The following is a 23,361-nucleotide window of genomic DNA, read 5'->3' on the forward strand; positions in this document are numbered from 1 at the left end:
ATGGACGTCGCCGCGCTCGTATCCGCCTGGGAAGCGACCCTGGCCCAACCGGTATGCCGCCGCGCCGCCACCTTGCTGGAGGGTGCGGGAACCCGCCATGCCGGTGCCCTCGACGTCGGCACACGCGATGCGACCATGCTTGCGCTTCATCGCGAGCTGACCGGCGATATCCTCGACGGCGAAGCGACCTGCGCACATTGCGGCGAACGCATGGATGTCGCCATTCCCGTTGCGCAGCTCGCTATCGGCGCCATGACGGATGGCATCGTCGATCGCGATGGCTGGCATATCGAACTGTGCATTCCCACCATCGACGATGTCGTATGGGCACTCGGACAGCCGGTCAGCGAGGATGCGCTGTTCGGTCGCTGCATCGTGCTTGCGCATCTCGACGGCGCTACCCAGTCGGCGACGGATATTCCGGCCACCGTACGTACGCTATGCGAAGTACGACTGGATGCCATGGCGCCGCTGGCCAACCTGTCGGTCGGCCTCACCTGCCCGGCCTGCGCGCATGACGACGCGTTGCCGCTGGATATCTGTGCGTTCGTACTCGGGCGCGCGGGTGACTGGGCTCACCGCCAGTTACTCGACGTCGCGGCGCTATGCCGCGCGTATGGATGGAGCGAAGTCAGCGTGCTGGCGATGTCCTCGTGGCGCAGGGCGTTCTATTTCGCGCGCATGGGTGTGTCATGAATTTCCTGACTGCGGTCCTGATGCGCGCACGCGGCGAGCTGGACGGCATCCGTCCGCGACGCGATATCAGCGATCTGTGGCTGCCCGATCCCGTACCCGAAGCAGATGTGCCCCCCGTTGCAGCACCCATGCCTGCCGCTATCGCACCGCTCAATACAGACATCGAAGCAGTCGATGGAGTAGCGGCGCGTCCCCGTGCCGACGATGCACCCGACCGCGGCGATGCAAGCGAGCAGGCTCACGAATACACCATCGCACCGCATACGGTAACGACGGTAACACCCTCGGACACGCTGCCCATTCGTAGCGTGTCCGAGGCAACATTGCCCGCGACACCGACACCTCGACGCGAAGGCAGCAACGATGCCACGCCACCACCGGCACGTCGAAGCGCCCAGCCGCAACCCGCAACCGCCCCACGCGAACGCGAACCGGCGCCACGCGCCGAAGCGCATGTAGAAATCCACATCGGCAAGCTCGAAATCGTCGCGTCGCCCACCGTCCGGCCATCGGCCCCGGGTCGCGCGACCGTCGCACCCAGGCCGCTGTCCCTGTCCGAGTACCTGGACGCACGGAGCCAGCAGCAATGAGCACCGCGCTGGCCGTGGCCGCCGTAACCCAGGCGCTGAAAAACCTGCTGGCCGACGGCGTGCTCGACGAGCATGTCACCGGCAGCGTCGGCGACGTGCTGATTTCCGCGCTACCGCCCGATCGCATCGCGATCGAAGGCGTCGGAGCAAAAAGCCAGCTCAACCTGTTCCTTTACCAGGTCACCGAGAACGCCGCGTGGCGCAACATGGATCTGCCGACGCGCGACGTGGACGGCAATCGCGTCGCCAACTCTCCGCTGACCCTCAACCTGCACTACCTGCTGATGGCCTACGGCATCAAGGAACTGCATTCGGAAATCCTGCTCGGCTACGGCATGCAGGTGCTGCACGAAACGCCGCTGCTTTCGCGCAGTGGCCTGCGCAAGGCACTGGCCGGCGTGACGACGACGGACGTACCGCCGCAACTGAAGACCATCGCCGACTCGAACCTGGCCGATCAGTTCGAAGTGGTGAAGGTGTCGCCCGAAGTGCTCAGCACGGAAGAGATATCGCGGTTATGGACGGCCTTCGGCGCGAAATACCGGCCCAGCGCCGCCTATGTCGCCTCGTGCGTGATCATCCAGCGCACCGATCCGCTGCGCGCCACCAAGCCGGTCGCCACGCCCAACATCCTCGTTCAACCGTTGCAGCGTCCGCAGATTCTCGAAGTACAGCCGTCGACGATTGCGGTGGGCGGCACACTGGCACTTATCGGATCGCAATTGATAGCGCCTGGCGTCAAAGTCGTGTTCCCCCGCGACACGGTCGCCCCCGATTCCGACGGCACGATGGAGCGCCTGACCGTCACCGTGCCGGCCACGTTGTATGCAGGCGTGAATACCGTCGTGGTCAGCCAGCCTGTCGACTTCCACACACCCGATGGCACGACACGCGAGGGTGCACAGTCCAATTCACTAGCCTTCATGGTGGTGCCCACGCTGGGTGCCGTTCCCGCGACCGTCGCCCGTGGCGGGACGCTGGTGCTCAACGTCACCCCGCCCGTCCGCTTCGATCAGGATGCGGACATCATCATCGGCAACAGCGTGCTCCGCGTGCCCACGCGCGTCGCTCCGCCGGACCCACCGCCGCCGCCCGCACCGTTGCCGCCGGGATGGGGAACATCGCCGACGCTGTCGATCGTCGTCCCGGCCACCGTGCCGCTCGGCACGGCGCTGGTGCGTGTGCGCGTCGACGGCGCGGAATCGACGTTGCTTCCCGCCAGCGGTCCATTCACCACCCCGTCGATCCAGGTGACGCCATGAATGCGCTCGTCGACACCCGCATCGATCCGGCCGAATCGCTCGGCACCGAACTGGCATGGCTGAAATCCCGCCTGCGCGGCGACGATGCCTGTCCGTGGCAGGCCGACGGCCGATCGCCGCTGGACGATCTTGCATTGCGGCTGGGTCTGTCGAGGTTCGCACGGCACGTGCTGTTGCTGGCGGCGGCGCCCGATCTGGACGACGAGGCGGCGGCGCTTATCGCGGAACGTTCGCCGGATCAGCCATGGCCTTCGCTGGCCCTTGCGTCGGCGCTGTTCGGGCGCAACGACTTCGCCGCACTCGCACCCGGCGCGCCGCTGCGCGCGCTCGATCTGGTACGGCTATCGGGCGATGGGGTGCTTAGCCAGAAGGCGATCTATGCCGACGAACGCGTAGTGTTCGCACTGCGCGGTATCGATACGCTGGACGCGTGGCTGGGTGCATGGCTGACGCCACTGACGAGCCACGCCGGTACTGGTTCGCTGGATGCGAAGCTCACCCATACGCTTGCCCGCCTGCTGGCGGACGCCGCCGATCCGCTCGCGATCCTTACGGGTGGCAGCATGGCCGAGCGCCATGCTCACGTGCTGGCTGCCGCCGCTCTCACTGGCGCGGCGGCCTTACGCATGACGGTTCCCGATGCAACGCAGGCCGATCCCGAGCCGAATGAATTCATCCGCCGGTGGCGCCGCGAAGCCGCCTTGTCGCCGCGCATACTGCTACTCGAAGCGACGGAATGGTCCCCGCGCTGGCTGCGCGCGATCGAGCAGATCACGACATGTGTCGTAGCCGCCGACGCCTCGCCGGATATCCCGGGAACGCGCCAGCAAACCATCCTGCGCCTGCCGGCCAGCGACCTGGACTCGCGCCGCGCCCGCTGGCGCGCGCACCTTCCCGCGCTGCCCGAGGCCGCGATCATGCGCCTGGCGGCCGAATATCGACACGCTCCAGAGCGGCTGCACCTGACCGTTGCGAGCGAACGCGATGCGGCCGACGCCTGTCGTGCGCTGACCCGGGGCAATCTCGCGGGACTGGCCGAGCACATCGATGCGAACGTGGACTGGGAGGAGCTAGTGCTGCCCGACGAGCAGGCCAACCAGCTGCGCGAACTGGCCGCTCATGCCGGTTCGCGCGTCCTCGTCGGCGAAAGCTGGGGATTCGCAAGACGCAACGGCCGCGGCAACGGTGTGGCTGCGCTGTTCTCCGGACCACCGGGCACCGGCAAGACCCTCGCAGCGCGCGTGATCGCGCACGCGATCGGACACGATCTGTATCGCATCGACCTGTCGCGGGTGGTCAGCAAGTACGTCGGCGAAACGGAGAAAAACCTCGCCCGCGTCTTCGACGCCGCCGACTGCGGCGGCGCGGTGCTGTTGTTCGATGAAGCCGATGCGCTGTTCGGCAGGCGCACGGAAGGGAAGGACAGCCGCGACCGTCACGCCAACCTCGAAACGGCTTACCTGCTCCAGCGCATGGAGAGTTTCAACGGACTGGCGATACTTACGACCAACCTCGACCAATTGCTGGATGCGGCCTTCCTGCGTCGCCTCGCCTTCGTCGTCCGCTTCCCCTTCCCAGGCGAGACCGCGCGACGCGACATATGGCGCCACGCCTTCCCGGCGCAGACCCCACTGGCCGACATCGATCCCGATCAACTGGCGCGCATGCCGCTGGCCGGGGGCCATATCGCGAACATCGCGTGGTCCGCGGCATGCCGCGCGGCGAACGCAGGATGCGAGGTTCGGACCGCACACATCGTCGCGGCGGCACGAGCGGAGTGCATGAAGCTGGAACGTCCGTGGCAGGAATCGTGGCTGCACGGAGGCGACCGGTGAGCACACGCATCCACATCGACCACCTGCGGCTTTCGGGCATCGACGAGCGCACCGCCCGCGCGGCCATGGCGCAGTTGCCGGATATGCTGTCGCGCGCCTTGCGTGACCGTCGGTTGGTCGATCTGAGGCGCGGGGGGATACGCGTGGACCTGCGGGGTGGCACGGCACGCGACGTCGCGCGCGCGATCGCCGAAGCCTTGTTGAGGGGCCAGCCATGACCCAGCACAGCTTCGTGCCGACGCGCGCCATTCCTCCGCTCATCTCGCGCAAGAAGAAGAGCGACGATAAATCCGAGTGCCCGCACTGCCAGAAGAAAGCGCGCGTGTCGGAACCGGGCGATCCACTGGAGCACGAGGCCGACCGCGCCGCCGACGCGGTGATGAATCGTAAACCCGTACCATCCCTTGGCGCTGCGGGGCCGCAATATCAGCGGCGTGCGCGCGACGATACGAAGCCCCTGCACGAAAAACACGAGACCCACGACGAACACGATCCTCACCACAAGAATCACGCCCATCCGCAGCACGCCCACCCAGCCATGACAGCCAAGCCCGCGCCTTCGCCAGTACACCAACCCGTGGCAGCACCCGCACCCGCGAAAAAACTCGATGGCACGGCACCATTGCAGCGCAAGGCACGCCAGACGGACGCGCAATCGAACGACTCGGTATTCGACGCGCTGGAAGACCACGGAACGTCCCTCGATCCCGCCACTCTGCACTTCATGCAGGAACGCTTCGGTCGCGACTTCTCCCATGTGCGCATCCACACCGGGATACAAGGCGAACGCGCGGCGGATGCGATTCAGGCACGAGCTTTCACACATGGCCAGCACGTGGTGTTCGGCAGCGGCGAATATCGTCCGGGCACACAGTCCGGCAAGCAGCTATTGGCGCATGAGCTTGCGCACGTCGCGCAACAAGGTGCCGCCCCTGTGCGGACCCAGACGCAAGGTCACCCGGTGACGCAAGCGCCCGCCGGCATCGCACCCCCGATAAGCATCGCACCGGCAGCAACCCTTGCGAGGCTCCCGATACCTGCGAGAAGCATGTCCATTGCCATCGGGGCGACTGACGAGATGCCCGCTATGACCGTCCGCGTCGACCCGGACAGGGATGAACGAAATGGTGGCCCGTTCAATCTAGCCTTCGACGTGTCAATGCTGAAAGTGCCAAAGAGCAAGGGCGTCGACGTCGAGAAAACGTACAACGACCTCGCCAATAAACACGCTTTGGCGGCGACGATTGGCGATTTCGACAAGGACGCCAAAATCGTGCTGAAGCAGGCAAGGGATAGCTCCGAGCAATTGCGTGATCGATGGCTGGACAAAGTCGGTTGGCCACGCGATGAAGCCTCGGCACTTCCAAATTGGAAGGACGCCGGAGGTCACAAGACGGCGTTCTATGTTCCCCGAGGCGAGAAAACCAAGTGTCAGACCGATCATATCGTCGAGCTCCAGGTCGGCGGCAACAATACGAAGGAGAACCTGCGGCCGCTGAACGGACCCATGAATGAACTGGCCGGGCGCACGCTGTGGACAGAGCTTTCGACACTTGCGAAGGCAATCCGGAGCGAAGATCAACTGGGGGCAAAAAACGCCTCTCAGATTCAACTCACTTTCAAAAAAGCGGTCATGGACGGAAAGACCGTGGCCGACGTCGGAACGGAAACGAATCCCACCTGTCTTGGAATCCACGAACGGGCGTTCAAAGCGTCGAAAGGAAAAACCGTCCTGACGGAAGGCATGGAGGCCTATGTCATCAAGACGAAGGGCGGACGCATAACAACGCTGCGCGTCGACAAAGGTTTCTCCAAAGCGAAGTCGGGCGAATCCATCCAACTGGGCAACCCTGGGTATGACAATACGGGGGCGATAACGTTTCTACCCGGCTTTACGCTCAAGACGCTGACGCGTGGGAAAGACAAGGACACGCTCCGCGCGGCGCTGGACGAAAAAAGGTCGACACGACTCCCCCTTACCTTTGGCGATGCGCAGAGTAAGACAGGTGACGCACCGTTCGAGTTTGGGGTGAATCTCAAATCGGGGTTGCTGACACCGTTCACTCCGAAGTCGGGCAAAGACCAAGGTATTCCGATCGACTACAAGTTCATGTCGCCAGGTGCGGTCACCAGCGTTGAGCTCACCGATGACGGTGTCGACTTCAAGGGCTATATCAAGCCATCGCTGCCATTCCTGAAGAAACTGGATATCAAGTACGAGAAAGAAGTTCTCTCCATATCGAAAGACCTCGTACCCGCCGACTACAAACTCCCCATTCCCGGCGCAAAAGTCACCAAAGCGGACATCGCGCTGATTCTTTCGCCCGAACTGAAGGCCGAGGGCACGCTGGGCATCGAATATTCCGCGGGCAAGCGGAAGATCATGGAGGGCGAACTGAAGGCCACCGTCGATTCCGCCGGGTTCCGGCTCGGCGGCGATCTGAATGTCTTCATCCCCGGCGTGGACAGCGCCACCGCACACTTCGAGTACACGAAAGAGGCGGGCTGGTCGGGCCATGGCAAAGTCGGACTGACCGATCTTCAGAAGAAGCTGAAGTACGTGAAGAGCGGCGAAGTCGGCATCGGCTTCAGACAGAACCAGGGCGGCGGCGTCGATATCGAAGCCAGCGGCAAGGTGATGCTGGATATTCCCTCGACGCAGGGCGTCGAAGTCGAACTGATAAAAAACAGGGACGGCTGGAAGTTCAAGGGCAAAGGCACGTTCGACATCCCCAAGATGAAGCCCGTGGATATCGCCATCGAGTACGACGGCGAACATCTTAGCGGCGAAGCGAAGGGCATCGGTTTCAAGTACAAGAACTTCGATGCGACGATCGACCTGCGTTACAAGGACGAAAAATTCTCGGGCGACGGCACGGTCCATTTCGAGAAGGGACGCGCGAAGGGCGTACTGAAGGTGCACCTGTTACCGACCGGACGTTTCACCGGCGAAGGCAGCCTGACCCTTGCGATACGCGAGGGCATCGACGCGACGGCTGGCGTCGCGCTCGACGAGAACGAGAAACTGCACGTCGACGGCAAGCTCGCGTTCGCCAAGCCGATCAAACTGTTCGAAGGTTTCAAAGGCGACGCCACGATTCTCGACGTGGGAGTCAGTATTCCCATCCCAGGCCTGAGTGTCGGTGTGGTGGGCGTGAACGCGCGCATCGAAGGGAAACTCGAAGCTGGCTATCAGATTGGTCCTGGCGAGATTCGCAACGCCTCGGCGGAAGCAAAATTCGACCCGCTCGAAGATGACCCGAATCTGTCCATTGAGATCAAAGGCCAGGTCTGGATCGGCGCATCCGCGTATATCAAAGGATCGATCAGCGGCCTGATCGAAGTAAGCGTCGGCATCGCGTCTGTTTCGGGTGGCCTGAAGGTCAGCGCGACGGCGACTCTTTCGGGCGAGGTTCTGTCCAACATCACACTCTTCTATGCCAAGGGCCGGTACGAGGCGAAGGCCGATTTCGCCGCGTCGCTCGCGCTCGCTATCCGGCTCGCGCTTGAGGCGGTGGTCAAGGCCGAGGCCGGCGTCGGTCCCTTCAAGATAGCGACGGAACGGGACTGGACGCTTGCCGCGAAGGAGTTCAACACGGGTCTGACGCTCGGCATCAAGGTCACCAAGCCGTTGTCGTACAGCTCGGACAAAGGGCTGGACACGCCCGGCCCGTCGGATATCGAAGTAACAAAACCGAATCTCGATCCCGCCAAACTGATCGACAACGTCATGGGCGCGAGCAGTCCGAAGGACAAGCCGCTATGACCCAGCCGCTTCCGCGCATCCTCAAAGCCGGCATCGTGCTGATCGATCCGGTGAACGGCACGGTGCTGCGTGTGATCACGATGCAGTACAACCCGGACAGCGTTTCGCGCACCTTACAGGTTCAGGGCATCGGCGAAGGCGGCGATCGTTCCGAGGCAATGCGCCTGAAAGGTCCGGCGATCGAGACTTTCAAGATCGAAGCCGAACTGGATGCCACGGACCAGCTCGCCGCGCCCGACAGTAACCCCGATGTCGTGAAATTCGGGCTGTATCCGCAGATCGCCGCACTGGAATCGCTGGTGAATCCACAGTCGGCGGACCTGATCAACCAGAACGTACTCGCGCAGGCCGGCACGCTGGAGATCGCGCCCACCGAAGCGCCGCTCGCACTGCTGGTCTGGAGCGCACAACGCGTCGTACCCGTGCGCGTCACCGAGTTCAGCGTGACCGAAGAAGCGTTCGATGCACTGCTCAATCCCATCCGCGCCAAGCTCAATCTGGGCCTGCGCACCTTGACCGTCGACGACCTGCCCTTCACGCATCGCGGCACGTCGATCTTCCTGAGTTACCTGCAGGCGAAGGAGCGGCTGAGCGCGAAGGCGCCCTCTCCCGGCCTGTCCGTCCTTGGCATCGGAGGCATTCCATGAGCAGCTCGACGATGGCGCTGGCCACGCTCGAATCCATCCTGCAAGGTTCCGCCGCGGGCATGCAGGCCTTCGCGCCGAACAGTCGCTATTACGGCATCCCGACGACCACCATGACGCTGCCCGATGGTAGTCAGGTCAGCTACCTCACCCGGCGTTTCGTGCCGGCACCGGAGCGCTTTCGTCCGCTGCAACGCCACGTCGTCGCCGAGGGCGACCGGCTGGATGGCATCGCGACGAAATACTTCAACGATCCTTTGCTGTACTGGCGCATCTGCGATGCCAATCGCGCGCTGCGCCCGAGCGAACTCGTCGAAACGGTCGGCGAGCGGCTTCGGATCACCTTGCCCGAAGACGTGCCCTCGCCGACGGGAGGCACCTGATGCTCGACGGCGGCATTCATCTGAGCCTGCTGATCGGTCCGGCGGTTCCCTCGCCGGCGCCGGCCGAGGTCGTGGATGCACTGGACGCCGTGCAGGTAACCAGCTCGACCGAACTCGGCGGTTTCCAGCTGACCTTCAAGGCCGGCCGCGAATCGGGCCTGGTGAATCGACTGCTGCCATCGGGATATTTCGATCCGATCATCACCCGCGTGATCCTGCTGGTGACAGTCAACGGACAGACGACCGTCATCATGGACGGCGTCATTACTCGGCAGGAACTGAGCCCGAGCAACGACGTCGGCAAATCCACGCTCACCATCACGGGCGAAGATCTCAGCCGCATGATGGATCTGGTGGAGATGCCATTCATGCGTTTCCCCGCGATGCCGATCATCGCGCGCGTGTATCTGATCCTGGCCAAATACGCCGCGATCGGCATCGTCCCGCTGGCCATACCGCCGATCCTTCCGGACGTATCCAATCCGCTGGAGGCACTGCCGAGCCAGACAGGCACCGATCTGGCGTACATCAAGCAGCTCGCCAAGCAGGTCGGTTATGTCTTCTACATCGAACCGGGCCCCGTGGCAGGGATGAACATCGCCTATTTCGGTCCGGACATCCGCATTCCCGACCCGCAACCGGCATTGACCATCGACTCGGACGCGGCGACCAATGTCGAGTCGCTCAGCTTCAGCCTGGACGGCACGATGAAGAAGATCACGGTGGTGACCGTGATGGACCCGTTCACCGGCAAGATTCCTATCCCCATCCCGATCCCGGACATCAACATCCTGCGCCCACCGATGGGGCTGCGTATGTCGATCCCCGCGAAGGTCGAATTCGTCGAGGGCATGGCCGGATTGTCGCTGACCGACGCGGCCAATCGCGCATTGGGCATCCTGTGGAAGTCGACCGATGCGGTCACCGGCACCGGCACACTCGACGTGCTGCGCTACGGCCGCGTACTTCGGTCGCGAATGATGGTCGGCGTGCGCGGCGCCGGACGCACCTACGACGGGCTGTACTACGTCAACAGCGTCAGCCATTCGCTCAAGCGCGGCGAATACAAGCAGAACTTCAATCTTTCGCGCGACGGACTGATCTCCAACGTATCGGCGGTGATGCCATGACGACTTCGATTACCGATGCACAGGTCCGCAGCTTCTACGGCAAATACCGCGGCACGGTCGTACAGAACGTCGACCCGTTGCTGCGCGGCCGGCTGATGCTGATCGTTCCCGATGTCACCGGCGACGCGCCCACCAGCTGGGCCGAGGCATGTGTGCCGCTGGCCGGCCCGACGGGTCTGCCCATGGGCGTTTTCATGGTGCCGCCCATTGGCGCCGGCGTATGGGTCGAGTTCGAACAGGGCGATGCGTCGCGACCGATCTGGGTGGGATGCCGTTGGGGTGCGGCCTCGGACGTGCCGCCATTGGCACTGCTTGGCAATCCGGCGTCGCCGAACATCTGTATGCAGACCATGGGACAGCAGACGCTGCTGCTCAGCGACGCACCGCCGACACCGGCGACAGGCGGCATCGTACTGAAGAGCCTGACCGGCGCGATGCTCGTCGTGAACGATGCGGGCGTATTCATCCAGAACGGCAAAGGGGCGTCCATCACCCTGACCGCCAACATCGTCGATATCAATCTCGGCGCCCTCACCGTGATGTAGCCGACAAGGACCGACCACCATGCCCGGACCCATTCTGCACGTCGGCGCGACCGTCCAGTGTACGCACGGAGGACAGGCGACGCCTGGCGCGCCGGTACCCCGCGTCATGGTCAGCGGCCAACCGGTAGCCACGATGGCGGTGCCATATGTGATCGCCGGATGCCCGTTCGTGGCGCCCGCTCCCGGCCCCTGCGTAACCGGTCAGTGGGTGGTCGGTGCGGTGCGCGTCATGGCGATGGGCCAACCTGTCGCGATTCAGAGTGGCGTCTCCGTCTGCGCGCCGAGCGGCACGCCAATGCTGCCCATCGTCGCGCAAATACGCGCCGTGGCCACGTGAGGGCAGACTTGTGAATCTCGCCTATCCCTACCGGTTCGATCATCGCGGGTACACCGCCGAGGCAACGGACGACACGCACCTGCGCGACCTGATCGAGCAGGTGCTGTTCACGTCACCCGGCGAGCGGGTGATGCTGCCGGACTTCGGCAGCGGCGTCATGCAGATGGTCTTCGCACCGAACAGCTTCGAACTGGCCAGCGCGACGCAGGTGCTTATCCAGAGTGGATTGCAGCGCTGGCTTGGGCATCTCCTGACGGTAAGCAACGTCAGCGTCGAAGTGGATGACGCGACATTGACGATCAGCGTGACTTACCAGGGACTGACCTCCGGGCAATGGCGGATGGAAACGTTCCAGCGCAGCGTGGAGGGCGCACCGTGATCTACCGCTGCTGCACCGCCGACCGTCGCGAGCGCGTACTGAACCATTCCGCGCTCAACGGGCTCGACTACCTCGAGGTCATCGACCATGATCTGACCGATACCGATCCGTTACGCCAGCGTACGTTGCTGGTGCATTTCCTGAAGCCGTTGCCGGCCGGGTTTTCGGCTAAGAACGTCAGGCTCACCGGCGGCGAGCGTATCGTCGGCATTGCCATCGAATGGGCCGGCGTGGCGTCCCCCACTCCGCTGCCTCTCGCTTCGCCGCTTCCACCGGACACCGCGGCGGCCGAGGCAGGCACGCTCGCCGTCATCGGCAAACTCACCGATGCCACCTCGACGCTAATCGTGCGCACCGCCGTCGCCGGCGACTTCTCGACCTATACGTTGAACGTGGTGGCATCGTCCACTGTCGATACGCCGCCAGCGGGTTTCGACCCACAACTCTCGCAGATCGACTTTGCATTCAAGGTGCAATGCCCCACCGACTTCGATTGCAAACCACCGGATGTGTGTATCGGCATCGACGGCGACATACCGGACATCGATTATCTGGCGAAGGACTACCCAAGCTTCCGTCGCCTGATGCTCGACCGCCTGGCGCAACTGGTACCGGCCTGGGAGCAGTCCAGCGAAGCCGACTTCGGTATGGCGGTGACCGAACTGATGGCCTATGCACACGACCAGCTGAGCTATCAGCAGGATGCCGCCTCGACGGAAGGGTACTTCAGCACCGCACGGCGACGCATCTCGTTGCGTCGGCATGCGACCCTGGTCGACTACCCCATGCACGACGGCTGCAATGCACGTGCGTGGGTACACATCCGTGTGGCCGGTACCGTGGCGTTGCCTCTCGCAGGCACGCGTTTCCTGACGCGTTGCGCCGGATTTCCCGCGGAAATCCCCGTCGGTCCGGTGCTGGACGATGCGATGCGCACGGGGCCACTGGTCTTCGAGGCCATGCTCGACCCGACGCTTCAGGCCACCGGCTACATCCAGACATTGCGCTCGGAACATAACCAGGTGTCGTTCTACACCTGGAGCGAAAGTCGCTGCTGTCTGCCGAGCGGCGCTACGTCGGCCACGCTGGCCGGCAGTCTGACGGGTCTGGCCGTTGGCGACGTCATGGTTTTCGAGGAACGCATCGGTCCGCACACGGGTCAACCCGGCGATGCGGATATTTTCCACCGCCACGTCGTGCGCCTGACCGCCGTCGATGCGACAGGCAAGGATCCGGTGGAAGGCTCACTCATCACGCAGATTGCCTGGGCCGGTGCCGACGCGCTGCCGTTCGCGCTGTGCATCAGCGAGATCATCGACGGCAAACCCTGCTCCGACGTGAGTGTCGCGCGTGGGAACATGGTCCTGGTGGATCACGGCCAGTCCTTTCCCGAAGGACTCGACACAGCACACGGCGAAGACCTGGGCGTCGTGCCTTCGCCGACGCTGTTTACGGTCGACAGTTGCTGCGACGATCCATGCAATCCGCGCACACCCAAAGCGATACCGCCACGCTACCGTCCGTCGCTGCAGCGCACGCCGCTCACGCAGGCCGCGGGCAAACTGGTGGACACCGGCGGCAAGATCTTCGGCACACAACCGGATCCATACGATCCGAAAGGTCCGGCATCGGCGGCGGTGAATGTCGCCATGGAACAAGTGCTGCCGCAAGTACATCTGATCGGCACGCTGGACGCGCACGAGCACGCGTGGGAACCCCGTCGCAGTCTGCTCGGAAGCAACCCGGTCGACCGGCACGTGGTGGTGGAAGTGGACGAGCGCGCTCGGGCCAGTTTTCGCTACGGCGACGACAACCGTGCCATGCGCGCAGCTCCCATGACGGCTTTCGCCGCGTGGTATCGCACCGGCAACGGCACGGCGGGCAACGTAGGTGCCGACAGCATCGCGCATGTCGTAGCCGGCACGAACGCGATCGATGCCGTGCGCAATCCTTGCCCCGCCACTGGTGGCGTCGACGCGGAAGATGCCGAGTCCGTGCGCCAGCGCGCGCCTTTCGCCTTCCGCACCCAGCAACGCGCGGTGACGATGGACGACTATGCGCACGTCGCCGAACGCGACCCACGCATCCAGCGGGCGGCTGCATCGCTGCGCTGGACCGGGAGCTGGTACACGGTGCAGATCACGCCCGATGCCATCGCCGGTGCCGACGTGAAGGACGTGAAGGACCAACTGCCCGCGCTGATCGATCTTTTCCGTATGGCGGGCCAGGATGTGTCCGTCAACGATCCACACTACGTTCCGCTGGAAGTCTCGCTGCATATCTGCGTGAAGCCGGACTATTTCCGTAGCGACGTCCGCCAGCAGTTGCTGCTTACCCTGGGCAACCGCCGCCTCCCCGACGGCGGCATGGGTCTGTTCCATGCCGACAACTACAGCTTCGGGCAAAGTGTTTATCTGAGCGGCATCTACAAGGCTGCGCACGACGTACCCGGCGTCGCGTCGGTACAGGTCACCACGTTCCAGCGCCAGGGCACCAACGACGCTACCTACCTGCTCGACGGACGATTGCCCATCGGCCCGTTCGAGATCGCTCGCCTGGATAACGATCCGAATTATCCCGAGCGCGGCGTGCTTCGCCTGGACGTCCACGGAGGCAAATGATGGCCGATCCGATGACATGCGGTTGCTGCACCGGCACCGACAAAGAAACCCCGGAAGCGATCTACAACGCACCCGGCCTGCAGACCGTTGCCTATCGCATCGGTACGCAGCCTCAGTTCCGCGCGAGCATGCTCGCGCGTCTGTCCAGTACCGACTACCCGGCCTTGTCCAGGCTCACCGCGCGCGTCGACGGCGACAAAGGCATGGACTGGACCGTCGCTGTGTGCGACGCGGTCGCCTGCGCGGCCCACGTGGTGACCTTCTATCAGGAACGCCTCATCAACGAGTCTTTCCTGCGCACGGCGACCGAACGCCGTTCGGTTATCGAACTGGCGCGCCTGACCGGCTACAGGGCCGCGCCCGGTGTCGCCGCCAGCACGTCGCTTGCGTTCACGCTGGAGCCCTCGCCGGGACAACTGTCGCTCGCCGCGCAGCCGGTCACTATTCCGGCCGGTACGCGCGTGCAGAGCATCCCCGATCCCGGGCAGATGGCGCAGACCTTCGAAACAGTCGTCGACCTCCCTGCGCGCGTCGAATGGAACGCCATGCCCGTGGTGGGTTCCACTCTGCCGCTGATTGCGGCCGGGTCCACCGATCTGTATGTCGCGGGCACCGGCTTGCAGATTTCGCAAGGCGATGCGATCGCACTGGTAACCGCCGCACGCTATAGCTCGGTTCCGGCGAGCGATCCGTCGCTGGTCGTCTGGATCGATCGTGTGGAAGAAGACAAGTCGCTGGATATCACGCGCCTGAGCTGGACGCGTCCGTTGACCGCGTCGTGGGACGCCACTGCCACCAACGGTTTCCGCGCACACGTATTTCGTCAGCGCGCCGCACTGTTCGGAGCCGCCGCGCCCGATGCCAACTTGCTTGTCAACGATGGCAACAAAGCACTTTTCGATGGATCGAAAGTACCCGAGTACAAATGGAAGAATCTCGAAGTACCCAAGACGGGCCCGTTCGATCTGGACGCACTGTATTCAAAGGTGGTTGGCGGAAGCTGGGTCGCATCGGTCACGCAAGCAAGCGGCATGACCGAAGCGACGCTTGCCAAGGGGTTGGGCCCGGTGTCCGGAGGACTGATCGGAGGCATGACGGGAGTCTACATCGGCGTCAGCTGGGTGATTGCCATGGTCGGGGAGCACCTGAGCACCTCGCTCTACCGTATCAGCGCAGTCGATCAGCTATCGCGCAGCGACTTTGCGCTGTCGGCAAAAATTACGCGCCTTCATGTGGATGGCAATGCAACCGCCGACACGCTCGATCCACGCAACACACTGCTCATGGTGCAGAGCGAAGAACTGATTCCCGTACTTCGTCCGGTGCGCTACCCGGTCTATGGCAGCACGCTGGTACTGGGCGTCAGCCGTCCGGGCCTCGCTCCCGGACAGAAGATCGCCGTCAACGGCAAACGGCAGCGCGTCACCCTGCCCCGCGACACCGGCATCGTGAAGTTCATCGGCCAGCCCACGCGCGTGGCGCAGGCCGGCGAAACCTTTCCGGTCCTCGGCGCGCCGGCCAGCGAAATCAGTCCGGGTTTCTGGCAACCGATACCCTTCGATGCACTCGGCAATCCGGGCCTGACCGGCACGCTTCGCTGGACGGTACTCGACCATGACGGCCATAGCGTGCAACTGGATGCGGCGGCGGGCACGCTGGCATTCACGCCGGCGACGCGCGACGATCCGATGTTAAGCGAAGTGGTCGCGCTGCTCGGCGGCATCGACGCCGTCAAGCTCACGCCGACCACGACTACGCTTGCCCTGGCCAGCGTCCTGGTCAACTGTTACGACCGTGCCACCGTCGCCGTCAACGCCAACATCGCGGACGCGACGCACGGCGAAACCGTTACCGAGATCGCGGGCAGCGGAAACGCGAGCCTGCCAGCGCAAAGCTTCACGCTCAAACAAGCGCCCCTGACGTACGTGTCCCGTCCCGGTTCGCCGCAAGGCGCGACGTCGACGCTGGAAGTACGGGTCAATTCGCTGCTCTGGACCGAGGTACCGTTCCGCTATTCGCATAGCCCGAAAGAACACGTCTACGACACATGGCAGGACGACATGGACGTGACCCGTATCAACTTCGGTGGCGATGGTGCGCGCCTGCCGACCGGTCAGAGCAATGTCAGGCTGCGCTATCGCAAGGGGATCGGGTCGGCCGGCAACCTGCGCAGCGGACAGCTGACCTCGCTGCTCACCCGCCCGCTCGGCGTCAAGTCCGTCGTCAATGCCAACGACGCCACGGGCGGCGCGGATGCCGAGGAACTGAGCAGCGCACGCATGAACGCGCCGCTGCGCATACTCACGCTCGACCGTGCGGTGTCGTTGAGCGATTACGCGGACTACGCACGCGCGTTCGCTGGCGTCGCCAAGGCGCACGCCATATGGATCGGCAACGGACCCGGCAGAGGTATCCACGTCACGATCGCCGGTGCCGACGGCAAGCCGATACCCGACGGAAGCGATACACAGAGCTATCTGGTGGCGAGCCTACGCGCGTACGGCGACCCGTTGATGCCTTTGACGGTACACACGTATACGAAGGCCACGTTCACTCTGAAACTAGCCGTCGCCTACACCGCGGACGCCGATCCCTTGGCCACGGCCGCAGCCGTGATGGCGACGTTGCGTGCGGCGTATGCCTTCGACGCACGCGCGTTCGGTCAGCCGGTAAACATCGACGAAGTCTATGCCATCGTCCAGTCCGTGCCCGGCGTACTGGCTGTCGACATACAGCGGCTGTATCGCACCGAGGTCGGCCCGGTCGGCCCGCAGCCGGTCGCCCAACTGGTCGCCGCCCTTCCCGCGCTGCGCGCCGACGGCACGGTCAGCCCTGCGGAATTGTTGACGCTGGATCCGGCACCGTTCGAACTGGGAGCGATGGCATGAGCCTGAACCCGCAGGACATGCTGCGCCTGCTGCCGGCGGTATTGCGGATACGCGACCTGGCGCAGGCCGAATTTTCGCCGGGCTGGCTGGACGCGGCCGATCGGCAGAACTATCTCGAACTGCAAGGTGTGCTCGATAGCGGCGGCGTGCTCACGCCCGCGCAACAGCAGGTCTACGGCGCGGTGCGAGAGCGCGGCCTGGCCGGTCCGCTCGCGAGCCTGATCGGTCTGCTTGCCGAGCAGATCGCCGCGTTGCAGGAAAATGTCGAACAACTCTACGACGACCAGTTCATCGAAACCTGCGCGGACTGGGTCGTACCGTATATCGGCGATCTGATCGGCTACCGCATGCTGCATGGCGTGACCCCGGCTATCGCCAGTCCGCGCGCCGAAGTAGCGCATACGATCGGCTACCGCCGGCGCAAGGGCACGGTGGTATGCCTTGAACAACTGGCGCGCGACGTCACGGGCTGGAGCGCCACCGCCGTGGAGTTTTTCCAGCGCATCGTCGTCAGCCAGTCGATGAACCATATCCGTCCGCCATGCCTCGCGTCGCCGGATATGCGCAACGGCAACGCGCTGGAACGTCTGAATACGGCATTCGATCCGGTGATGCACACCATCGATGTTCGTCGCATAGCGAGCGAAAGCGGACGCTACAACATTCCCAATATCGGCATGTTCCTGTGGAGCATCGCATCGTGGCCGCTGACCGGCTCGCCGGCCGTCTCCGTCGACAGTCGACGCTGGCGTTTCCATCCGCTGGGCATCGACCAACCGTTGTATTCGCACGCGCTTCCCATCGTCGAGTTCTCGGGGATGTCCAAACCCATCAACGTGCCGGAACCGATCAGCCGGCGCGTCCTGGATGCAGGCAAGAACGACTACTACGGCGCGGACCTGAGCCTGCTTCTGTACGAACGCACGGGTGGCACCGTAACGCCGGTGCCCGCAACCGATGTGTGCATCTGCAACCTGAGCGATCACGCGGGAACCTGGGCCCATCTGCCCACCGTTAATGGCAAGTACGCGGTCGATCCGGTGCTTGGCCGTATCGGAGCCCGTGTCGACCTTCCCGCTGGCACGTCCCTCGAGGTGGATTTTCACTACGGATTCAGTGCACCGATGGGAGGCGGCGAGTACGACCGCGAAGCCGAGACCGCGGATGCGAGCGCGCCAGCGAACCTGATCCTCGTACCCGACCATCACGCGCACATCCAGGACGCGATCGCCGCGTTGGGAGCCAAGGGTGGCGTCGTGGAGATCAGGGACAGCGGACGATACGAGGAGGCGCTCGCCATCGCCGCGCCGGCCAACAGTCAGGTCGTGCTGCGCGCCGCCGACGGGTATCGGCCCACCCTCGTTCTCACGGCACCGCTGGTCATCGGCGGCGGCGGGCAATCCGCCGTGCGTCTCAACGGCTTGCTCATCGCAGGCGACACGCTGACCGTGGGCTCGGGGGGATCCAATGCGCTTGCCCTCCTGGAAATCGCGCACTGCACGCTGGTCCCTGGCATCGCGTTGCATCCGGACGGCTCGCCGGTGCACCACCAGACACCCGGCATCGACATCGATACGCCGGGCGTGGCGCTGACGATCCGCCAGTCGATCGTCGGCGGCATCCGCGTGCATGCGCTCAGCAGCGCGAACGCGGCGGACTCCATCATCGACGCCACGGACCAGACCGAAGTGGCGTATGCCGACCACGACAACGAGTCGGCGGGTGGCGCGCTCAGCCTCGTGAACTGCACCGTGGTCGGCAAGATCCACGCACGCACGCTGCCTCTGGTCAGCAACTCGATCCTTATGGCCCGCCTTGCGAGCCCCGACGACTGGTCAGCGCCCATCGCGGCCGATCGGCTGCAGGAAGGCTGCATCCGTTTCACCTACCTGTCGCCGGGTGCACGCGTGCCGCGCCGCTATCACTGCCTGCCCGAATCGGCGGATACCGTCGACCTTGGCACGCCGCACTTCGTGACGCTGCGTTATGGCTCGCCCGCCTACGCGAAGCTGGACCGGTCCAGTGGCGACGCGGTACGCGGCGGTGCCGACAACGATTGCGAACCGGGCGTTTTCAATGCCGTCGCCGGCGTACAGCGCGAGGGCAACCTGCGTGTACGCCTGTCCGAATACCTTCGCGTCGGCCTCGAAGCCGGCATCTTTTACGAAAGCTGAGTGAACGCATACGGGGAACGCCATGAGTGGTGATTACAGTCGTTACACGTTCGATCCCACCAGGAACTTCGTCGGCGTTTTCCTGGAACAGGGCCGTCCGCTACTGGACCAGGACTGGAACGAATGGGTCGCACAGGTAAAGCGCCTGACGCAAGCCACCGCGCTGGACACCTTCGGCGGCGACGCCGTGGTGCCCGCGACGACGCCCGACGCCTTTGCCATCGCCATCGCCGGTACGGGCCTGACCATCGGTCCGGGCCGTATCTACGTCGACGGACTGCTGGCCGAAAATCATGGCGTGGCCCCGGACACGTGGGATGCGCAACTGGCCGAATCCCGCGGTAGCAGCGCTACGCCATTCGACAAACAGCCCTGGTTGCCCGCACCGGTCATACCTGACCTCAGCAAGCCGGGCATCTTCCTTGCCTATATCGATGTGTGGGAGCGCGAAGTCACGTCCATGCACCTGCCCGCACTGGTCGAGAAAGCCGTGGGCTTCGGCACGTCGACGCGCGCGCAGACGGTCTGGCAAGTCAAAACACTGGAGATCAAAGGCGCCGCGTCGGGCAGCGTAGCGTGCGACACCAACCTGACCGACTGGAACGCGCTCATCGCGCCCTCGGCCGGACGACTGAGCACCCATGTGGCGGCGTTCGGCAGCGACGATCCTTGCATCATTCCGCCCGAAGGCGGCTTCAAGGGCCCCGACAATCAGCTGTTTCGGTTGGAGATCCAAACACCCGGTCCACCCGGTATCGCCACATTCAAGTATTCGCGCGAGAACGCATCGGTCGAAGCGCACGTGCTGAGCTTCTCCAACAACGCGAGTTTCGTCGTCGACAGCGTCGGCAAGGACGACAAACTCAGCTTCCAGCCCGGCGACTGGATCGAACTGACCGACGACCGGCACGAACTGAATCAACTTCCGGGGATGATGCTGCGCATCGCCACTGGCGGCGTCGACAGCGTCGCGCGCAGCATCACTGTGGAACAAGCCATCACCGGGCCGGACTTTACGGTTCCCGGCACGCCCGATCCACTGAACGGTACACGCATCCGGCGCTGGGACCAGAAAGGCCAGGTCTTCCAGACCGACGTCACGCCGATCAAGGTGTACACCGATCTTTCCGCAGCGGGCGCCACCGGCAGCATCGTCGTGCCAGTGTCGGCCTCGTCGGTCATCTCACTGGAGAATGGCATCGCCGTCAGCTTCGACGTGGCGGCAGCGGGCGGCATTTTCCATACGGGCGACTACTGGCTGTTCGCTGCGCGTACGGTCGATGCATCCGTCGAAATCCTGATCGACGCGCCACCGCTCGGTATCCATCATCACTATGCACGCCTCGGTGTGGTGACCACGCCGACGACGGTATCCGACTGCCGCAAGCCCTGGCCGCCTGCGCAAAGTACAGGCAGCGACGGATGCGCCTGTACGATCTGCATCTCGCCGGGCGATTTCAAAAAAGACAACGGCGTACTGCAGAAGGCCATCGATCTCGTGGGGCGTACCGGCGGAACCGTCTGCCTCGAAGCGGGTGAGTACCCACTCGGAGACCCGGTAAAGGTCGCGAATCGGGCCAGCCTGACTCTTCGTGGACAAGGCACCGCCACGCGCGTCGTCGCGCTCGGCGGCAGCGCGTTCCTGGTCGACGCGCAAGCGAATGTCGCCATCGAGGCGATGGCGATCGTCATCGAAAGGCCGGAGAACGCTGCCGGTATCGTGCTGCTGAGCACGACGGACGTGACCCTGACCGTCGAGCAGGTCGATATATCCACGCAGGCACTCGAAGGGAGCGCGACGACCAACCCCTCCGTGGTGGCGATCGGCCTGCTAAAGCAGATCGGACGACTGCGGCTTCAGAGAAACACGTTCCGTACACCCAACGGTCTGGTGAGCCTGTCGGCGGAAATACCCAGGGACGGCAACGCCAACCCGGTCGATATGCGCGAGCTGTACGCGACCGGCAATACGTTTACCTGCGCTCTTACCGCCGTAAACGTCCAGCTGAAGTCCGACATCGGCTCGGTGGTCCGCATCGAAGGCAACGCGGCCGGCCAGTGCTCCGACACGGCATACGCCATCGCAAATGTCGGCGCCGGCGACACCGCGCTGCATTTCAGCGGCAACCGGCTGTTCGTTTTCGGCAACGGCGTGGTGAGCAATGCGGCGACGGCTGCGATTGTGGACAACGACTTCGCGCAGATCCGGGTCATACGCGACCAGGGCCACGGCCGCGCAATCATGCTCGGCGACGATTCGGGCAAGACAGGTACGCCGCGCCACGCGCAGGTCGTCGACAACCGCATCGAGAACTTCCGCGACGGTGCGATCCAGGCAGGCTACCTGTTCGCGTCGCTGATGGTGCGTGGCAATCGCATCGACGGCTGCGGTGCGGGGATCGTCGTGATAATGGACACGGTGGCCGACGACGGGCAATGCACGGTCGACGTCACCGGCAATGTCGTTCTTGCGGACAAGGATGTCGATCTTGGCGATCGCTTCTTCCTTGGTATCGCGATTGCCCGCATCGCGAAAAGCCGCGCCAAGCTGACCGACGTCGACCTGCTGATGATGAAATCCGCTGCTGCCATTGCAGCCACGAAAGCAAAGAAGCTCACCCCGGAAACGATCGATGCGGGGTCCCGGATCGAAGTGACGGGCAACCAGATCGCCGCACGGGTGCGGGCGGTCGCGGTGATCGTCTCGGCGCCTGGCGTCTGCAACGTAAGCAACAACCACTGCACCGTCGTGCGCACCGACAGCACACCCGCCGTGATCGCGAATTCGACCTCGGTCGTGGTGGGCGGCAACCAGGTGCAGGGCCAGGACCCGGCGATCTCGATCATCGCCGGGACGTTGGGCGACCGGGGCCCTGCCGCGACCATCCTCGGCAACATCACCCAGGGAGACATCCTGCTCAATGGCGCCCCGCCCGGGGCCCCCTGGAAGGACCTCAACATCAGGCAATAGGTCACAAATTTCTTTACATATTGGTTACTTAAGTAATTACGATCCCGTTCCGCGTGCTAATCTCCTGCGCTGGGGATTGCTCTGACCAAATCCGCGGCATGCGGAATCGGGGGCGGCATGGAACAGTCGAACCGGGTCGATCGCGCACTGGCCGAACCTGGCCGGGAGCATGACGGCGACCGGCCCAACCTCATCGGGGCGTCGCCCGCATTCCTCGCCGCGCTGGAGCTTATCCGCAAGGTCGCCGCCTGCACCGCTCCGGTGCTTATCGAAGGCGAAACCGGTACGGGCAAGGAGCTGGCCGCTCGGGCCATCCATTATATGAGTGCGCGGCGCAATGCGCCCTTCGTCGCGGTCAACTGCGGCGCCATCCCCGAAAGCCTTCTGGAAAGCGAGCTGTACGGCCACGAACGCGGTGCGTATACGGATGCACGCGATGCCGCGCCCGGACTGATCGCGCAGGCCCATGGCGGCTCGCTGCTGCTCGACGAAATCGAAACCATGTCTCAGCGCACGCAAGTGGTCCTGCTGCGTTTCCTGCAGGACCAGGAATACCGTGCCGTGGGCGGGCGCCGGACCCTGCACGCCGACACGCGCATCATCGCGTCGAGCAATGCAGACCTCGAAGCGATGACCACGCAGGGGCGGTTCCGTCAGGACTTGTTCTTCCGCCTCAACGTACTGGCGTTCCGACTGCCGAGCCTGCGCGAACGCCCCGGCGACGCGGCGCTACTGGCCGATGCTTTCCTGCGCCGACTTGGCCAGCGCTATCAACGGCCCGACAAACTGCTTCACGTGGAGACCGAAGCGTTTCTGCGCGATTACGCATGGCCCGGAAACGTGCGTGAGCTGGAGAACCTGATCCACCGCGAATACCTGTTCAGCGAAGACGACGTGCTGCACTTCACCTCCCCGCGCAGGGAGGGCATCGCCACGCGTGCTCCCAGCGCGCATGCAAAGACCTTCAAGTGCGCGAAAGCCGAAGTTGTCGCTCGCTTCGAGCGATCCTACGTCACCGAGGTGCTGTCGATGGCCGGTGGCAATGTCAGTCTCGCCGCGCGCCTGGCGCACAAGGAACGCAGCGCGTTCTGCCGGCTTATTCGCAAGCACTGGCCGGATGGGAAGCTGGGCTAACCGGGC

Annotated in this window: 17 protein-coding genes; all 17 read left to right on the forward strand. The window is 64.1% G+C overall.

Annotated elements, in window-relative coordinates:
* The 17 genes from AC3IR3_RS13315 to AC3IR3_RS13395 all read left to right on the forward strand — a co-directional run bounded on the left by AC3IR3_RS13315 (nt 1) and on the right by AC3IR3_RS13395 (nt 23,355).
* The gene (locus AC3IR3_RS13315) at nt 1-696 is read left to right on the forward strand and encodes a hypothetical protein (RefSeq protein WP_489192769.1); all 696 of its coding nucleotides are present in this window, start codon (nt 1-3) and stop codon (nt 694-696) included.
* On the forward strand, nt 693-1,286 hold the full coding sequence (locus AC3IR3_RS13320) for a hypothetical protein (protein WP_489192770.1): 594 nt from the start codon (nt 693-695) through the stop codon (nt 1,284-1,286). Before AC3IR3_RS13315 ends, AC3IR3_RS13320 begins: the two co-directional genes overlap by 4 nt.
* Nucleotides 1,283-2,548, forward strand: a complete 1,266-nt coding sequence (locus tag AC3IR3_RS13325; RefSeq protein WP_489192772.1) for a Pvc16 family protein — start codon at nt 1,283-1,285, stop codon at nt 2,546-2,548. Before AC3IR3_RS13320 ends, AC3IR3_RS13325 begins: the two co-directional genes overlap by 4 nt.
* On the forward strand, nt 2,545-4,383 hold the full coding sequence (locus AC3IR3_RS13330; protein ID WP_489192774.1) for an ATP-binding protein: 1,839 nt from the start codon (nt 2,545-2,547) through the stop codon (nt 4,381-4,383). Before AC3IR3_RS13325 ends, AC3IR3_RS13330 begins: the two co-directional genes overlap by 4 nt.
* The gene (locus AC3IR3_RS13335; protein WP_489192776.1) at nt 4,380-4,601 is read left to right on the forward strand and encodes a hypothetical protein; all 222 of its coding nucleotides are present in this window, start codon (nt 4,380-4,382) and stop codon (nt 4,599-4,601) included. The genes AC3IR3_RS13330 and AC3IR3_RS13335 overlap by 4 nt, the downstream gene beginning before the upstream one ends.
* Nucleotides 4,598-8,149: an eCIS core domain-containing protein gene (locus AC3IR3_RS13340; RefSeq protein WP_489192777.1), complete on the forward strand. Its 3,552-nt coding sequence runs from the start codon at nt 4,598-4,600 to the stop codon at nt 8,147-8,149. The genes AC3IR3_RS13335 and AC3IR3_RS13340 overlap by 4 nt, the downstream gene beginning before the upstream one ends.
* Nucleotides 8,146-8,796, forward strand: coding sequence for a hypothetical protein (locus tag AC3IR3_RS13345; RefSeq protein WP_132143179.1), 651 nt, complete (start codon nt 8,146-8,148; stop codon nt 8,794-8,796). The genes AC3IR3_RS13340 and AC3IR3_RS13345 overlap by 4 nt, the downstream gene beginning before the upstream one ends.
* Nucleotides 8,793-9,176, forward strand: coding sequence for a LysM domain-containing protein (locus AC3IR3_RS13350; RefSeq protein ID WP_489192779.1), 384 nt, complete (start codon nt 8,793-8,795; stop codon nt 9,174-9,176). Before AC3IR3_RS13345 ends, AC3IR3_RS13350 begins: the two co-directional genes overlap by 4 nt.
* Nucleotides 9,176-10,306, forward strand: coding sequence for a hypothetical protein (locus tag AC3IR3_RS13355; protein WP_489192780.1), 1,131 nt, complete (start codon nt 9,176-9,178; stop codon nt 10,304-10,306). The genes AC3IR3_RS13350 and AC3IR3_RS13355 overlap by 1 nt, the downstream gene beginning before the upstream one ends.
* Entirely contained in the window at nt 10,303-10,851 is a 549-nt protein-coding gene (locus tag AC3IR3_RS13360; RefSeq protein WP_489192782.1) for a phage baseplate assembly protein V, read from the forward strand. The genes AC3IR3_RS13355 and AC3IR3_RS13360 overlap by 4 nt, the downstream gene beginning before the upstream one ends.
* 19 nt (nt 10,852-10,870) lie before the next feature.
* Nucleotides 10,871-11,188 (forward strand): hypothetical protein, encoded by a 318-nt coding sequence (locus AC3IR3_RS13365; RefSeq protein ID WP_489192784.1) that lies wholly within the window; start codon nt 10,871-10,873, stop codon nt 11,186-11,188.
* 10 nt (nt 11,189-11,198) lie between these two features.
* Nucleotides 11,199-11,567: a GPW/gp25 family protein gene (locus AC3IR3_RS13370; protein ID WP_489192785.1), complete on the forward strand. Its 369-nt coding sequence runs from the start codon at nt 11,199-11,201 to the stop codon at nt 11,565-11,567.
* A complete protein-coding gene (locus AC3IR3_RS13375; protein ID WP_489192786.1) occupies nt 11,564-14,188 on the forward strand; it encodes a putative baseplate assembly protein in 2,625 nt (874 codons plus the stop codon). The genes AC3IR3_RS13370 and AC3IR3_RS13375 overlap by 4 nt, the downstream gene beginning before the upstream one ends.
* A complete protein-coding gene (locus AC3IR3_RS13380) occupies nt 14,188-17,076 on the forward strand; it encodes a putative baseplate assembly protein (RefSeq protein ID WP_489192788.1) in 2,889 nt (962 codons plus the stop codon). The genes AC3IR3_RS13375 and AC3IR3_RS13380 overlap by 1 nt, the downstream gene beginning before the upstream one ends.
* Nucleotides 17,073-19,250 (forward strand): hypothetical protein, encoded by a 2,178-nt coding sequence (locus AC3IR3_RS13385; protein ID WP_489192789.1) that lies wholly within the window; start codon nt 17,073-17,075, stop codon nt 19,248-19,250. The genes AC3IR3_RS13380 and AC3IR3_RS13385 overlap by 4 nt, the downstream gene beginning before the upstream one ends.
* A gap of 22 nt (nt 19,251-19,272) precedes the next feature.
* Nucleotides 19,273-22,221 (forward strand): DUF6519 domain-containing protein, encoded by a 2,949-nt coding sequence (locus AC3IR3_RS13390; RefSeq protein ID WP_489192791.1) that lies wholly within the window; start codon nt 19,273-19,275, stop codon nt 22,219-22,221.
* Nucleotides 22,222-22,338: 117 nt separating this feature from the next.
* On the forward strand, nt 22,339-23,355 hold the full coding sequence (locus AC3IR3_RS13395; protein WP_489192793.1) for a sigma-54 interaction domain-containing protein: 1,017 nt from the start codon (nt 22,339-22,341) through the stop codon (nt 23,353-23,355).
* The last annotated feature ends 6 nt before the right edge of the window (nt 23,356-23,361 follow it).

Source organism: Luteibacter sp. GL_149 (genome assembly GCF_057834065.1).

Bases quoted from the DNA above. Each gene is read 5' to 3' on its own strand.
- AC3IR3_RS13315 (WP_489192769.1), top strand. From the start codon at position 1: ATGGACGTCGCCGCGCTCGTATCCGCCTGGGAAGCGACCCTGGCCCAA.
- AC3IR3_RS13320 (WP_489192770.1), top strand. From the start codon at position 693: ATGAATTTCCTGACTGCGGTCCTGATGCGCGCACGCGGCGAGCTGGAC.
- AC3IR3_RS13325 (WP_489192772.1), top strand. From the start codon at position 1,283: ATGAGCACCGCGCTGGCCGTGGCCGCCGTAACCCAGGCGCTGAAAAAC.
- AC3IR3_RS13330 (WP_489192774.1), top strand. From the start codon at position 2,545: ATGAATGCGCTCGTCGACACCCGCATCGATCCGGCCGAATCGCTCGGC.
- AC3IR3_RS13340 (WP_489192777.1), top strand. From the start codon at position 4,598: ATGACCCAGCACAGCTTCGTGCCGACGCGCGCCATTCCTCCGCTCATC.
- AC3IR3_RS13345 (WP_132143179.1), top strand. From the start codon at position 8,146: ATGACCCAGCCGCTTCCGCGCATCCTCAAAGCCGGCATCGTGCTGATC.
- AC3IR3_RS13350 (WP_489192779.1), top strand. From the start codon at position 8,793: ATGAGCAGCTCGACGATGGCGCTGGCCACGCTCGAATCCATCCTGCAA.
- AC3IR3_RS13355 (WP_489192780.1), top strand. From the start codon at position 9,176: ATGCTCGACGGCGGCATTCATCTGAGCCTGCTGATCGGTCCGGCGGTT.
- AC3IR3_RS13360 (WP_489192782.1), top strand. From the start codon at position 10,303: ATGACGACTTCGATTACCGATGCACAGGTCCGCAGCTTCTACGGCAAA.
- AC3IR3_RS13365 (WP_489192784.1), top strand. From the start codon at position 10,871: ATGCCCGGACCCATTCTGCACGTCGGCGCGACCGTCCAGTGTACGCAC.
- AC3IR3_RS13380 (WP_489192788.1), top strand. From the start codon at position 14,188: ATGGCCGATCCGATGACATGCGGTTGCTGCACCGGCACCGACAAAGAA.
- AC3IR3_RS13385 (WP_489192789.1), top strand. From the start codon at position 17,073: ATGAGCCTGAACCCGCAGGACATGCTGCGCCTGCTGCCGGCGGTATTG.
- AC3IR3_RS13390 (WP_489192791.1), top strand. From the start codon at position 19,273: ATGAGTGGTGATTACAGTCGTTACACGTTCGATCCCACCAGGAACTTC.
- AC3IR3_RS13395 (WP_489192793.1), top strand. From the start codon at position 22,339: ATGGAACAGTCGAACCGGGTCGATCGCGCACTGGCCGAACCTGGCCGG.